Consider the following 15,187-nt stretch of genomic DNA (forward strand, 5'->3'; position numbering starts at 1 on the left):
TGCGTATTCGCATGGAATGTCAGCAACCAGCCTAGCATTTGAAAGCAATCATACGATAGAGGAAGAATCAAGCACATTTTGTTGCGGAGAACCTCATTAATGGAAATATGGATTGAATGCCTCCATTTCATATTGCCTTTGTCCTGACGCTAAAGGAAGGTTGAAGATACTATGTGGAGACCTGGTGTGAGCGTAAAGGTCTCAACCGAAAACAACGAAATCAACTGGATGACTTCCCTCATGTCAAAAAGCCTTTTCTGATAGATTCAGCACCTTCTCGAAGTCTCATGGCGAATAACCTTTTGAACCTGTAAAAACAATAAGACCCTTGCCATGTTCGCAAGGGTTTTAAGATTTAAACAACCTTTTATATTCATATTGGTCAATCGAACTCATACGAAAAAATTCGATCGATGACAGGCACCTATTTTTCGTGAAGATAACGATTGATCTGTTTCAAAATGACTCGTCTAGTTAAAATTCCATCAAACAAATCATTTTCATCAACTACACAAATAAAAGGATGATTAATGACAGACTTTAAACCTTTTGTAAAATGATCTTTTTTACGAATCGTTGGCACATCCTGATCCATCACATCTTTTACTGTTGCAGCTGAAAGTTTTTCAACTTCAAACCGTTCGATCCCTAAAATGTGATCCAGGATCATTGTCTTGCTGATGATTCCCTGAAACCGAAAACTGGCATCGAGAACAGGAACTGCTGAGTATCCTGATTTCACCAGTACAAGCAGCGCATGTTCAAGGGGATTTTGACGCTGAACATGAGCTACTTTTTCAGCCGGAATCATTAATTGTTCTACTGTCATATCCTGCAATTCTGTATTTTGTACACTTAGCATGTTCACTTCTCACTCCTTTAATGACAACCCTTTGGAGTCAACCTTCCCTAGAGTGATTCCACATTTATTTTAACATAGTTGCCTTAAAAATAATATGAGAAGATCGGATCTGGAAAGAAAGAAATATCTTGTAAAAAGATCATTATATATCTTTATGATCAGGATAGAAAAAATGTTTTCAGGGGGCCAGTCATCTGTTGAAAATTTTTTGATTTCTCTGCTCTTTATGATATTATATGAGCATATATTCATATATTAATCATAAAGAAGGTGAAGAAAGATGAACACGAAACAACAGCCTATTAAGAACCTTGATGAAGAAACTCTTTTTCTCGTGTCCCAGACCTTTAAAGCACTTTGTGATCCAACCAGAATCCGCATCCTGCATTTGCTGTCCCAGAAAGAATGCAGCGTGAATGAAATTGCCGGGAAACTGGATTTAAAACAATCCACCGTTTCCCACCAGCTAAGGTTCCTGAAAAATTTACGACTGGTCAAATACAAAAGGGAAAAAACTACGTACTACTACTCCCCGGATGACGAACATGTGATGAAAATATTAAACGAAACCATTGACCACGCCCGTCACCATTAACAGAAAGGAGTGAACCCATTGGCACATAACCACAGTCATCCCCACGGTCAGCACCATGTTAAAAGCGAAAACAAAAACGCTTTATTCTGGAGTTTTATCCTCATTTTTACCTTTATGGTGATTGAATTTGTGGGTGGACTATTCACCAATTCTCTCGCTTTGTTGTCGGATGCCGGCCACATGCTCAGTGATGCGGCAGCACTTGGACTCAGCCTGTTTGCTTTTTGGATCGGAACCCGTGATCCCAACAACCGGAAAACATACGGATACAGACGTTTTGAAATTCTGGCAGCCTTCATCAACGGCATCACGCTCATTGGTATTGCCCTGTTGATTGTCTATGAAGGAATGAAACGTTTTCTGGAACCGCCGGAAGTCAGTTCTGCCATGATGGTCATCGCTGTCATTGGTCTTGTTGTGAACATCATCGTCGCCTGGATATTGATGCAAGGGGACCGGGAAAACCTGAATTTACGCAGTGCTTTCCTTCATGTCCTCGGGGATCTTCTCGGTTCCATTGGTGCAATATTAGCGGGACTCTTGATTTATCTCTATAACTGGAACATCGCAGACCCTGTTGCAAGTATAGTTGTGGCCATCCTCGTTCTCATCAGTGGAATTCGTGTCACAAAGGATTCCTATCATGTTTTAATGGAAGGAAAACCGGAACATATCTCCCTGACAAAACTAAAACAATCTTTAATGGAACTTCCGGAAGTATGTGATGTTCATGATCTCCACATCTGGTCCATTACCCCTGACTTTCCGGCCATGAGCTGCCATCTGGTCGTCGAAAATGAGTCAGACCGGGACCAAATTTTAGAACAGGCCAACCGGATGCTAAAAGAAAAATTTCAGATTGAACACACGACCATTCAAATCGAAGGAAAACAACTCCGGCTGCATCATCACGATGATTGCTGTAATTAAAAAACGTGCCCGCATGCATGTGGGCACGTTTCGATTTGTATCAAAATTGAACTTTCTTTTTTGTCACCGGTTTCTATACATGATCCGATATCACTCCAGACGTATCATATACCTGATCCGCTTTTTCGGCAGGTTGTTCTTGACGCAAATAATAATCTTCCCCGGGCCAGTATCTTCTTTTATACTTTTGCATGGTTGGTTCCTGATTTTCCTTTAATTTTTCCCGTTTAAGTACCCTTTTCAGTCTGATTTCCCTGGGACAATCTAAAAAAATCCTGTAATCAAACAAAGGCCACCACTCTTCTCTCAATAAAAAGATTCCTTCGATTAACACAAGATTTTTATTTGTAACGGTGACCCGTTTACTGGCAATTGTATCCGTGGTTTTATCATAAAAGGGAAGAGTCAACCTGCTGGAATGGTGTAATGTTTCAAATAAACAAGAAGTCAGTAAATCTACATCCCACTGTAGAAAATAGTACTCAAACCATTCTTCGTATCCCGTATGGTACCGTTTTTCTCTTTCCACAATATGATCATCGATGTGAAAAATGACTGGCTCCATATGCTGGGCTCGAAGTTCCGCTGCAAGTTTATTTACGAATGTCGTTTTTCCTGCACCGCTGAGTCCGTCAATGCCCACAATAAAGGGGCGATTCCTTACCTTTGTTTTATACTTATTCATAAGGTCAATGGCTAATTTCTTATGCAGCTCCATTAAGTTCACAACTTTCTTTTATTGGTTTTACACGTTCTGAAAGGATTTTATACGATCATCTGCATATATGAAATACTTTTTCTTTTCCCTCTTCATGTTACAACATTTCATCTTTATCCAAAATCCAGGCAGCTTGATCCCAGTTGCTGCAAGTGCGTTTTTATCCGGAATTCGATCGATGGTGATGGTTAGGTGATAGAAAAAAGGATAACAGCCTTAGAGGCATTCATAACCAATTGGTTTACCTTCTCTGTCCGAGTTCCCTATATTGAAAAATGGAACATGTTACTTATTTTAGTTTACTATAAATGGTACTTTCGGTGATCACTCTTTTTAATCAGTCAGGGTGTCCACCTTTTTGGTACGCAGACACCCTGAAGATGACTCTTCTATTCTTTCTTTTGACCAGTGATAATCAGCTGCAGACGGTCGCTCCATTCAGATACTCCGGCAAAATTTTCTGCTTCTACGTACAGGAAGTGATTGCCGTTTTCAAACTCTGATGTAAACTCGAACACTCCCTGCGCGTTGCTTGTTACGGATCCGAGGAAAATGCTCTCATTTCCCTTTGTTTCATAAACGTGCACGGTTGTAAATGGATCAGCTTTTCCTGTCAGGGTTACTGTTTTTTCATCTGTACGGATTCTTGATTCATCCCATATCGGCACATCTGGTTCCGACTGTTCTGCATTCATGGCAAAGTTCAGTGCCTGTACAAATAATGTTTTCGCCTCATCCGTCCATCCATAATCCGGGGCAATCATGTTGTTAACGGCAAATGAAGACAAAAGCAAGTGGATGGATGATTGACTCCGGAATTCATAAGAGATGGCCGTACCTTTCTTTTCACCATCTACTGAAAGCTCAGCCAGACCTGGTCCCGGATAATCTGTAAAGGTTGAATACGGACTCTTTTCTCCGTGGATGACAAAGGAATCCGGCAATCCTTCAAAAATCGGATGATTTGAATGCTGAACTTCGATGATGACTTCTCCTTCATTGTAGCCGTGCTCATCAAGGGAAGGATAGCCAGTCGCTCTTTCTAACAGCGGAATCGACCCTTCGTTTACGCCCCAGGTACCGAGGAAAACGACACTCATTTCATTTTTATCGGTGACTTCCAGGATCTCGTTGACTTCTTCTTCTGTTCCGTCCTTTGCATTTATGACGATCAACTCATAGTTCGATGCCTCCTGCGTCACATCCCAGTTCCGTTCTTCGGCATAAAGTTCATGTTCATTCAGGAGATTGACAATTTGGTTGTTGTGATCCCCGATTACCGCCACTTTTATTTGGTTTAATCCTATATGAATGGATACGGGTTCTTCTTCAACGACTGTTTCTTTACGGCTATTCATATATCCATCGGCAGCGACTTCCAGCACGTATTCATCAGGCAAAAGTTTTTCAAAAGAAAATGTGCCACTGGCATCCGTTTCTACAGTGTCCATGGGCTCTTCTTCCCCTTTCACATACAGGGAAACGGTCGCCCCGGAAATCACCTCGTCTGTTTCCTGATCTGTTACCGTACCTGTCATGGAGGTACCTTCAATCGCTGTAAGCGTAAAGTTCAATTCAGCTGTATCTCCCTCTGTTTTAATGGTGACCGTTTGAGTCGTTTCATGATATCCCCTTGCCTGCACATGTACCTCATAGGTTCCACTGCCAATACCGATCCGATATTCCCCACGGGCATTCGTCACCGTCTCCACATCTGCACCAGGTATGGAAACCGTTGCATTTGCAACCGGATTCCCTTCTTCATCGGTTATGACCCCTCTAATCTCACCAAGACTCGCATGGATGGCCCAGTTAATCGCATTATTGTAAAATCGTTTGGCTTCTGCTGTCCAGTTCGTTTCTGGATCCGAATAGCTGCCAATCTGGAACCCGGACAGAAGCAGATGAACACTGTTGGCCGTGCGGAATTCATAGCCGATTCCGTCACCCAATACACCCTGTTCATCATGGGAAATGGCTCCTATGGTAGTGCCACTGTATCCGTCATAAACGGCATACTGCTGATTGCTTGAACCTTTATCTAATACCCTGAACTCATCTCCAGGAATTCCTTCAAAAAGCGGATGATCCTGCAACACTTGAATATTGATATGCCCGGGCACATAACCGGAAGTCACACTTTCTGGATTGCCATATACATCCCTTAAATCTTTGATGGTTCCTCCTCCGTATTGAGAAGCAAATATGATACTGACTTCCTGTTGATCCGCCTTTTCTACAAATTGTTCAAATACCTCATCGGTGACCTGATAAGATGAATGATTATAGATGACCAGTGCGTATTCTTCCAGTTGTCCAGTAAGCTCTTCCAGCTCAGTACCATCTATAAAATCTGCTTCATATCCGTATTCATTCAGAATGCTCTCAAATCGGTATTGATTGTATGACTGGGTCACAACGGCAATTTTTTCAGATTCCTCCATGTAAAATGTGACACTGGTTTCTTCATCGTGATGAATCGTCACATCGGATAGGATTTGACTCGTGTAACCGGGTGCTTTTGCCTGGAGATCGTACGCACCCGCTGGGACCGACAGCTGGAAATGACCGGATTCATCGGTTTCGGCAGTTATTGGGGTTCCGACTACTGAAACGCTTGCTCCTTCAACCGGTTGTTCCGTCTGTCCATCCAGAACGGTTCCTGTTAGCAATCCCAGCTCATGGGACGGCAGTTCAAAAGTTTCATGATAGACTTCCCCGTTTTCAACGGTCACCGTAAATTCCCTGGAGTCATGACCAAAAGCTTCGATCTGAAGTGTATAGGTGCCTTCCTGCAGACCGAGGTAGAATTCTCCATTTCCGTCGGATTCCATTTGTTTTCCTGTCTCTGCCACGGTGACACTTCCCTGTACGGGATGGCCAAGATGATTCGTAATGGTTCCATAGAGATCGGCTGCCAGAGGTTCTTCATGATCCAGAGCCCATAAAATCGCATTGTTCAGCAACCGTTCACGGACCGGATCAAAATAATCCGGAGCATCAGGGTTGTAATAATAACCAAATGTCATATTTGCCAATAACACTTCCACCGATTCGCTGGTCCGTCCTTTATAAGCCACCATATCCCCGATGTGGCCTTCTTCCGGATGTTCAAGGGTTACCACAGTCTGTCCATCATATTCATCGAAAGCATAATAGTAATCCAATCGATTTTTCAAAGGATAGGTTTCATCCTGATTTATTCCTGCTGTAATCGGATGGTCTTGTCCTGCCTGAATCACGATATCTTCCCGGGTGCCCTGGCGTTCATAAGCCGGATTATGTTCAAATTCATGCAGGAAACGGATGCCTCCCCGGCCGTTTACATGGCCTGTCCAGATGACAGACAGTTTCTCTTCGTCTATGGCCTTCAGGAAAGCCGAAAACTCCTCTTCATTCGGCTCCAGGTCGCGGTTGTAATCTGCATTGACGATGACCAGGTCAAGATCTTTTAACCGATCAACATCCGTATAGAAAAGATCTGTAGTTCGGTATCCGCGTTCTTCTAAATAGTCGGCTAAGGTTGCATCGTTGGACTGATTGTCAACAATGATTCCGACAAGGGGTGAAGGCTTCATGTCCACAGTCAACTCCAGCTGCTGTCCCGGCTCAAGTTCGATATCCACTTTTTTCATCACATATTCATCTTTTGAAAACATCAATGTATATTCCCCTGGTTCAATCCGATCCATTTGAAATGCGCCCTGTGTATTCGTAGATGTTCCTCTCGAATGACCTTCCAGTTCAATCTCCACGTCGGAAATGGCATTTCCGTCCTGTTCATTTTGTACGATGCCTTGAATCGAACCAGCATCCGGATGTACTTCCATCTGGATGGCTAACGGTCCCCCATTAAACCTGGCAGCAGCCGGAAGTGTCACCGATTCATAGCCGAAGGATTTAACATTTATCTCATAATCACCCTCTGGGAGAGCGATGGAGAACTGTCCCTGTTCATCGGTCGTTGTATGGTACGATTCTCCGACTACCTCGATCGTTGCATCGAGAGGATTTCCTTCCGGATCCGTAACCGTTCCCTCTATAACCGGAAACTCTTTATGGGCAGCCCAGACTACTGTATCAATCAAGAGTTGTTTCCCTTTTTCAGTGTAATGATCAGCATGGTGGGAAAACGTAAATCCGTATCCGCCGAGCAATACTTCCATGCTGCTTTCGGTTCTCGGTTTATATGCTAAACCGGGGCCGTATGCTTCTTCTCCATCCCGATGTTTCATACTGGCCAGTGAATAGCCGCTATATCCTTCAAAGTAACCAATTCGGCTGTTGGATGGAACAAGAATTTCAATAAATTCTCCTTCTGCAGCATCTGCAAAAATCGGATGCTCCTCTGTTACTACATAACCTGCACTGGAGTTATGGTCTGCCGTATGCCGGCTAGAAGGATCTCCCCTAAATTCAACGAGCTGATTCAGTGGCGATGACGAATAAAGCGTTTCCCCAAATACCAGACTCGTCCTGGCCTCATCCGCCCGTTCAAACAGTTCCGCTACATTGTCCCGTAATCCGTAGCCTAATCCATTTATAAACAGAACATCAAATTCATCCAGCCGATCCAGCACGTCATACGAGGAAACTTCCTCTACTGCCATCCCTGCTTCTCTGAACACACTGGCAAAGTTCCGTTCATCAGCATAATAATCATCCAGCACGGCAATATCAGGAATTGGAGTCAATTGTATATTCTGCTCATTCGGTACAGAACGGATTTCCACATCAAAGGATTCCTGGATATACCCGTCTTTCACTGCCCGCAGTTCGTAGTTTCCTTCGTCCAGATCCAACATCTCATACCGCCCGTGTTCTCCTGTAACCACTTCTTTGACAATTTCATCACCCTGATGAAGGGTTACCGTTGCATCCGCAAGAGGCTGATCCGTCAACGCATCAGTCACCGTGCCGATCATGGAACCCCCATTTGTCGATGTAAGGGTCATGTCTAACTCAACAGGACTTCCGTGTGCTACTTCCACTTCGACCGTTTCTGTTTCGTAACCGGGCGCCCGAATGGTTAGTGTATAGGTTCCTTCATCATGATAAAAATGAATCGTTCCTTGATTTTTAAAAACATAACCGGTATCCGCCACTTCAATGGTCGCATCCAGCGTTTCGTTTTCCTCATTTTTAACCGTACCGGTCACTTTCCCGAACTCTGCGTTCAGTAAATAATCGATGCTATTCAGGAGTATGTTTTGTGCATCCTGCATCCAGCCCTGGAAAGGTGACGTCCATGGAGATGCTGCATGGGCGGAAAGGAGTAAATGGGCACTATTTTCCGTAACCGGTTTATACGCGACACCCGTTCCGACGAAACCGAGTTCAGATGACCCGATGCTGGCCAGTTCCCTTCCGGAATACTGGCTGAACCATGCAAAATCGCCGCTGCGGCCGATCAGTGTTAAATAATCTCCTTTCTGATATCCGCTAAAAATGGGGTGCTCCTCGTCTACCCGCATCAGCACGGTACCTGATGAGTAATCATGCATGACCTCCTGCGGGTCTTCAAAATAATCGACTAAATGATGAATGGACCCATAGCTGCTTCCCCATGTATCTGCAAAAATGAGACTGACCTGTTCTTCGTTTGCCGCATTGACTAGCTCTTGAAAAATTTCTTCATCGGGCTTCCATCCATCTGTCGAATACGCCCCATTCACATATACGATTTCATATCGGCCAATATCCTCAATGATATCCCAGTCCCGCTCTTCAGCTGCATAACCGTTTAAACTGAGGAATTCGGTAATTTCTGATTCATAATCATTTAAAACGGCGACATGATAGGATTTTAAGTAGAATGTAAATGTGTTCTCTGTCTCTTTTTCAACGGTAATCCTTTCTGTAAATGGTTGAAATCCGCTCAGCTCCAGTGAAACCTCATACGTCCCCTCGTATACGGAAGGTGATACAAAGGTTCCGTTTTGATCAGTCGTACCTTCAATTGGGGTATCCATGAGTTTAACCGAAACATTATCTAATGGCTGATCATGTTTTTCAGCTTTGACCTGGATCGATAATGATCCTGTTTCAGCTGCCGGCAATGTATAGTGTCTCTCTTCACCATATCCTGAAACAAACGTAACCTCTTCTGTCACTTGTTTATATCCATATCGGGAAACGTTCACGTTAAATGTGCCCGGTGTCTGGAGCAATGTAAAGCTGCCGTCTTCACTTGCTTTTACCGTTTGTCCGGTTTCCTCAACCGTTAACACCGCTTCAAGGGGCTCGCCTGATTCATCGCTAACTGTACCGGTTAATATTCCGGGAGCAGTGTAACCTTCCAGTCCATCTAAATGAGGAACCAGTACCATTCCTGGCAAAATGATAGGCGAGGAACTGCTATAATTGGGCAGGGTTTCTTCGTAAAGTACGTCTCCACTATAAACATCCACAGCGAAAAATGAGCCATTGGTATTCGCGATAAACAAAATCCCATTACTAGATACTGCTCCATTATTTAATACTGTTCCAACAGCCTGGCTACTCCATCGTTCCTCCCCGGTCACCAGATCAAACGCCCTGAGTAAAGGCTGACTGGCTGAACCGGCGATGATCATATCCCCATAAATGACCGGAGATGCCGCCTGGGAATCCCCGATCCCTGCCGTTTTCCAGAGCCGTTTTCCATCAGACGCCTGAACGGCATGCAGCGTTCCTGTCTCAGTGTTAAAATTCGTGCTAAGAATATATACAATCCCATTATGATAGACCGGGTGGGATGAAAAACCCTCATTTTCTTCCGGCTGATATTCCCACACCACCGATCCGTCTTCCGGTTGAATCGCCCGCAACGTCTGGTTATCATAAGTTCCCACGTACAGATGTTCTTCCCCTGCAGCAGGTCCTGAAAAGGAAGATGCACCCAATTCGGTTGTCCAGATGAGATCACCCGTTTCCGCATGCAAAGCATGAATGGAAGCATTCTCTTCTATTCCTGAAGCAACATATACTTTTCCATCCCTGACCACCGGTGATTCATAGATGGCAGGCTGGCCAATGTCCGTGCTCCAGATCGTACGGCCTGTATTCAGATCCAGTGCATAAATGTGCTGATCTTCTCCTCCTGACAGATAAACGGTCCCATCGTGTATAGTCGGACTGGAGCGATTCGTGCTGCCAAGTCGGATGCTCCATCGTTCTTCCCCCGTCTGGACATTCACTGCCACTACCCAGCCCCGATCTGTGGTGAAAACAGCCATCTGGCCATCAACTGCTGGACTGGAAAATAATAGTTGTCCTTTTGATTCCGTCTGATAGGACCAGCTGTTCTCCAGATGTTCCACATCAATACTATTCGGTGAAAGGGCATTTCGTTGATAACTATGATTGGCAGTCGGCCAGCTCCGATTCTTTTCCACTGAAATTTTTTCAACCTGAATGTTTACGTCGAGATGATCCTTTACTTGAATCGTTTCGGTTGTTCCATCAATCCCTTCCCCTGATATGTGCCATTCATATGTGCCAGCCGGCAATCCAGTGATTTCGAATTCCCCGTACGAATTTGTACGAAACGTTTGCAGAGGAGTATCCTTCACGCGAATAAAGGCATAGGGAATTCCTTCACCGTTTTCGCTGTCCGTTACGGTTCCGCTTACGGTATAGCTTTCGGCTTTCTGAAGCTGCCAGCTCACCTCTGTAACCTCGTCTTTTTCAATGGAAATGGTCGTCTGCCAATCCTCATAACCAAAAGACTGAACGACCACACCATACGTTCCTTCTCTGATGGCATAAGAAAAATTCCCGTCATTTCCTGCCTCAATCACTACATCCAGCTCATCTATGACAATCTGTCCGGAAACAGGTTCCCCGGCTTCATTCTCCAGACTTCCCCTTAACTCCCCGGCAAACGCCGCTTCCGTTACCGTCTGATACACATTGACAATACCGGAACCATATAACGAGTTAGGCATTTCTCCCATATGATCTTCCGTTCTTGCTGTCCGCTTCAGCAATTCGGCTATTTCATCAATCGTTAAATCCGGATTTGCGCTTAACAGTAAGGCAATGGAACCGGCAACATGAGGCGTTGCCATGGAGGTCCCGCTGATGGTGCGATAGTTCCCCTGATCCAGCTTGGTTGGCCACGCCGAATAGATTTCATGACCTGGAGCAGCAATATCCGGCTTAATATGACGGACCATATCCCCATTTTCATCTTCCCAGTAGACCGGACCTCTGCTGGAAAAGGAGGCTACCTGGTCATAACGATCCGTTGCCCCTACGGCAAAAGATTCTATCAAACTGGCAGGTGAGCCGATGGTCTCCGAACCGGGACCATCATTGCCTGCTGCAAATAGGGGGAAAATACCGGCCGAAATCCAGGCCTGGACATCCTCATAGAATTCTAGATTGTACGTATTTGAATTTCCCCATGAGTTATTGACTACATGCGGGGCTTTCGATGGATCACCGCCAGGGGCAATAAACCATTGAAAGGCTTCGTGAATGGCAGACAGGGTGGTTGATCCACTGTCATTAAAAATTTTCGCAGCTATCCATTCCGCCTCCGGAGCCACCCCAATCGGTTCTCCTTCTCCACCGCCTACAGCAGTCCCGGCCACATGAGTCCCATGACCATTGCCGTCCGTTGGGGTTTCATATCCATGTCCGGAAAGGTCGATCCACGAATATTGATGTTCTCCATCACGACCGCGATAATTGTGCCTCAGTGCTTCATGTTCACCATCCACACCTGTATCCATAATACCGACAACTATTCCTTCTCCCTTCATGCCGTATTCTCCCCATACCTGCGGAGCTTTAATCTTTTCCAGCCCCCATTCCGGCAGCCGGGGATCGGCATCCTCGACCGTAATGTCAGGAAGTTTTACAACTTCATCCAGTCTGATCTCTTTGATATCATCGCGCTGTTGTAATTCTTCCAGTGCTTTTTGGTCAACGGTCGCAACGATACTATTATTAATCCATAATTCCTTTTTAACCTTTGCGTTCCCCTGTTTCTCAAGAGCTTCTAATGCCTGTTTGATTCCTTTCTGGGAAGCCTTTGCTCTGGATTCTAAGGCTTCTTTCACAAGTTTAGCCCGTTCTGCTCTCGTTTTGCCTTTGCTTTCTTTATAAAGTGCATGAAAGTTTTCCTGCTCTTTTAATTGGATAATGACATCGACCGGTTTGTTTTCATCTAACTGTTGGGTAATCTTTTCGTCTACTTTTGGCGGGGAGTTGGTTTTCTTAGGAGCTTTCGAATTTTGAAGTGCCGGTTCAAAACCGATTCCTGAGAGTAATGAGGCGAGCTCGTCTGAAGATTTTTCTGATACGGATTCTTCATTTAATGCCATTTGCTCACGTTCTTTTTCGATTTGAAGCTCGGATGGCTTTTCATTCTCGTCATTCGCATTCGTTTGAATCATCCATCCCGGATGAAATAGCGCAGAAAAAAATATGAGCATGCTAGAAACGATCGACAGCAGTCTCTTCCTTTGATATTTCTTAATCATCATCACCCCTCCATGATCCTTTTTGGGATAGAAACCATCGCAAAAAACATATACGCCTGCACTTAACCCTGAAAACAAAAAATCTCTGAAAGCTTTCCGCCGTTACAGCGGGACCGAAGCAGCTTGATGGGCCTGACGTTTGATCCAGAAGAATCCGGAGCCATTCAAGTTATTTGAATGTTTATCATTCTTAAACCATAAAAAAATTCCTTCTATGATCGAAGGAATTAAGCCATTGGTAATGTATAAAATTGGGGGATTGGTAAAAAAGTTGCAGCGCATGAAGGATAGAAAATAAGACTACTGTAATATCGGCCAGAAGATGGTTTATGCTGAAAACAACCTGACTGTGCCATCCATCAAAGATGATTTTTGAAACCCCTTCCGCATTAAAACTTGATGATGTCACCGGTACTGACATCGACGGCAGAGGAACAATCGATTTTCCCGCACAAAATATATTGCTGTTCATCTCGATGATAAACGTATACCGGCTTGAGTTCCAGTTCCGGCTTTACCTTTTTCCATGCTTCCTCGATTGTCATCTTCGGGGATGGAACATGTTCAAAGTCTTCATATGCCTGCTGAAAGGCCCCTGTGTCCATGTAATGGAGTACGGAAAACGTTTCCGGGTCGATAATCATGATAATCTTGCGGCTAAACAGTTTCCGATCTGGCTGAACGGGTTTCACCACAGCTGTAATATTTCCTCTGTCCCGGTACAGTTTCACCAGTTTCCATTTTCCTGATTCGTCTGAAAATGCCTCCCGCATCACATCTGTTACGGAAACCAGGCATTCTTGTCTTTCGTTGTCTGTCAACGGGGTTAAATCTGGATGAGGCTCACGGGCAACCGCCTGTTCAAAGGAAAAATGAGGTTCAAGGACACTTTTTCGACTCGTAAACGGCTGTTGAATCGGAGTATCCCAGGACAGAAGCTCATCCATTTGTATACAGGACTGATCGTCCGGGACAAACAGGTTTTTTTCCTGATTGGTGATCAATACGGCCTCTTTCAGACCATATAGCGGAATCCACTGTTTTCGTTTAATCATGGGATATTCAAAATATTGAAACTGCTCATAAGCTATATCCAGGACTTCTTCTAATTGAAGGGTGAAAGGTTCCTTCTGGACAAGATCTTCATCCGGGTATGATCCTGTTACGGAAAACAGGACGAGTTCACCCTCAGAATTAAAGGTTACTTCAATCGTCCCTCCACCATATACACGAACACCGTTCAGACACTCTTGAAACACGTACGATGAACCAGATTGACTTTTTAGGTGAAATTGTTGGTTATGTATGAGTCCCGTCAGCTCTTCAATCCAGCTTATGACTTCTTCGATCTCTTCCGGATTGATGCCAGTCGGTTCTGCAAAGGACTTGCCTTCCACAAAAACCAGCCGTTTCAATTTGTCCGAATGAAGATTGACTTCAACAACAGCCGCTCCCTCAGGTAAGGTTTCCCCATCCCGAACACCTTCTTCATGATCAGGAATCCATTCTGTTGACAAAATATATTCGGTTTCACAATGGGCAGTGACATACCGGTAAATGTCATAAGAATGAAAGCGATACTTGTCGAGTCCGTACCGTTCTTTTATTTGTTCCATCCTTTCCTTTACTTTTGAATTCATCCAGACTCCTCCAATCTTAACCTTTTTCACTCAGCCAGAGAGATTGTGCTTCCTTCCGGGATAAATTGAAGGTTTCCTTCAAATATTGATGCAGTGGGATCGATGTTTTATGATCTGTCCATTTTTGATAGACACCGATTAATCCACTTATATCCCGGTCAAAAAAATGTTCCACAAGCATGTAAATGACCCTGGTGCTTCTCCAGTAATCATAAAAAGCTGCAGAATATTCCTGGTTCTGTCCTCCCCTGTAGCCGCATGCGCCAAACCGGTTTAAGGTATACTCCCCATATTTATGTCTATAAGCTTCTATCAGGTATTGCTCTACTTCCATAATGGAATCAAATTTTTCACGTGACAACATGAACCTTCTTGGCAAATAAAAACACATCCCCTCCTCGAACCACATATTTTCTTCATCTATTTCATCAAAATCATCATGAAACAGATCGGCATGATGGGTCAGTTCATGTGCAGCAATAACAGCGATATCGTCAAGGTCTAACTGACGGGAATAGTCAATCGCCTGAACCACGTCCCCTGCAGAATCTAAAAATATCGTTTTCCATACATCCAGTAACGGGGTAATATGGATTAAATCCCTGGATGTATAAGCAGGTAGAGGAATGGTTGAATAGATTTCCGTCGCAGATGACCAATCGTGAAACACATAACCCCTCGGCTCCTCATAGGATGTTAATTTCTGTAATGATCGACCATACTGCTCAACCTTCTCGATTATTTTCCGACCATTTGCTTCAATTTCTTCCGCTCTATTTATATCTGTTACCGAAATCGCATACTTCATCATATCATCCCGCTATACTACAATATTTTGCAAATACACCTTCATTTTACCATATTTAGAAACAATGGGTTCTCCGCAACAAAATGTGCTTGATTCTTCCTCTATCGTATGATTGCTTTCAAATGCTAGGCTGGTTGCTGACATTCCATGCGAATACGCAT

General features: G+C 44.2%; 7 protein-coding genes. 2 read left to right on the forward strand and 5 right to left on the reverse strand.

Annotated elements, in window-relative coordinates; genetic code table 11:
• Positions 1–424: 424 nt before the first annotated feature.
• Positions 425–862, reverse strand: a complete 438-nt coding sequence (gene cbpB, locus EDD68_RS14855; RefSeq protein ID WP_132373239.1) for a cyclic-di-AMP-binding protein CbpB — start codon at positions 860–862, stop codon at positions 425–427.
• 280 nt (positions 863–1,142) lie between these two features.
• Here cbpB and EDD68_RS14860 point away from each other — a divergent pair, with 280 nt between their 5' ends.
• Positions 1,143–1,457 carry an ArsR/SmtB family transcription factor gene (locus EDD68_RS14860; protein ID WP_132373241.1) on the forward strand — a complete coding sequence of 105 codons (315 nt, stop codon included), beginning with the start codon at positions 1,143–1,145 and terminating at the stop codon, positions 1,455–1,457.
• 18 nt (positions 1,458–1,475) lie between these two features.
• Entirely contained in the window at positions 1,476–2,387 is a 912-nt protein-coding gene (locus EDD68_RS14865) for a cation diffusion facilitator family transporter (RefSeq protein ID WP_132373243.1), read from the forward strand.
• Positions 2,388–2,460: 73 nt separating this feature from the next.
• Here EDD68_RS14865 and EDD68_RS14870 read toward each other — a convergent pair whose 3' ends face one another.
• From EDD68_RS14870 to EDD68_RS14885, 4 genes are all read right to left on the reverse strand, one after another.
• Positions 2,461–3,072, reverse strand: a complete 612-nt coding sequence (locus EDD68_RS14870; protein ID WP_132373249.1) for a kinase — start codon at positions 3,070–3,072, stop codon at positions 2,461–2,463.
• A 422-nt stretch (positions 3,073–3,494) separates the two neighbouring features.
• Complete coding sequence (locus tag EDD68_RS14875; protein WP_165902211.1) at positions 3,495–12,578, reverse strand: carboxypeptidase regulatory-like domain-containing protein; 9,084 nt, start codon at positions 12,576–12,578, stop codon at positions 3,495–3,497.
• A gap of 389 nt (positions 12,579–12,967) precedes the next feature.
• Positions 12,968–14,218, reverse strand: a complete 1,251-nt coding sequence (locus EDD68_RS14880; RefSeq protein WP_132373247.1) for a hypothetical protein — start codon at positions 14,216–14,218, stop codon at positions 12,968–12,970.
• Positions 14,219–14,234: 16 nt separating this feature from the next.
• On the reverse strand, positions 14,235–15,026 hold the full coding sequence (locus EDD68_RS14885; RefSeq protein WP_207902600.1) for a hypothetical protein: 792 nt from the start codon (positions 15,024–15,026) through the stop codon (positions 14,235–14,237).
• Positions 15,027–15,187 lie beyond the last annotated feature (161 nt).

It is taken from the genome of Melghiribacillus thermohalophilus, from assembly GCF_004342905.1.
Classification (GTDB): Bacteria; Bacillota; Bacilli; order Bacillales; family Alkalibacillaceae; genus Melghiribacillus; species Melghiribacillus thermohalophilus.

Bases quoted from the DNA above. Each gene is read 5' to 3' on its own strand.
- cbpB (WP_132373239.1), bottom strand. From the start codon at position 862: ATGCTAAGTGTACAAAATACAGAATTGCAGGATATGACAGTAGAACAA.
- EDD68_RS14860 (WP_132373241.1), top strand. From the start codon at position 1,143: ATGAACACGAAACAACAGCCTATTAAGAACCTTGATGAAGAAACTCTT.
- EDD68_RS14870 (WP_132373249.1), bottom strand. From the start codon at position 3,072: ATGAATAAGTATAAAACAAAGGTAAGGAATCGCCCCTTTATTGTGGGC.
- EDD68_RS14875 (WP_165902211.1), bottom strand. From the start codon at position 12,578: ATGATTAAGAAATATCAAAGGAAGAGACTGCTGTCGATCGTTTCTAGC.
- EDD68_RS14880 (WP_132373247.1), bottom strand. From the start codon at position 14,218: ATGAATTCAAAAGTAAAGGAAAGGATGGAACAAATAAAAGAACGGTAC.
- EDD68_RS14885 (WP_207902600.1), bottom strand. From the start codon at position 15,026: ATGAAGTATGCGATTTCGGTAACAGATATAAATAGAGCGGAAGAAATT.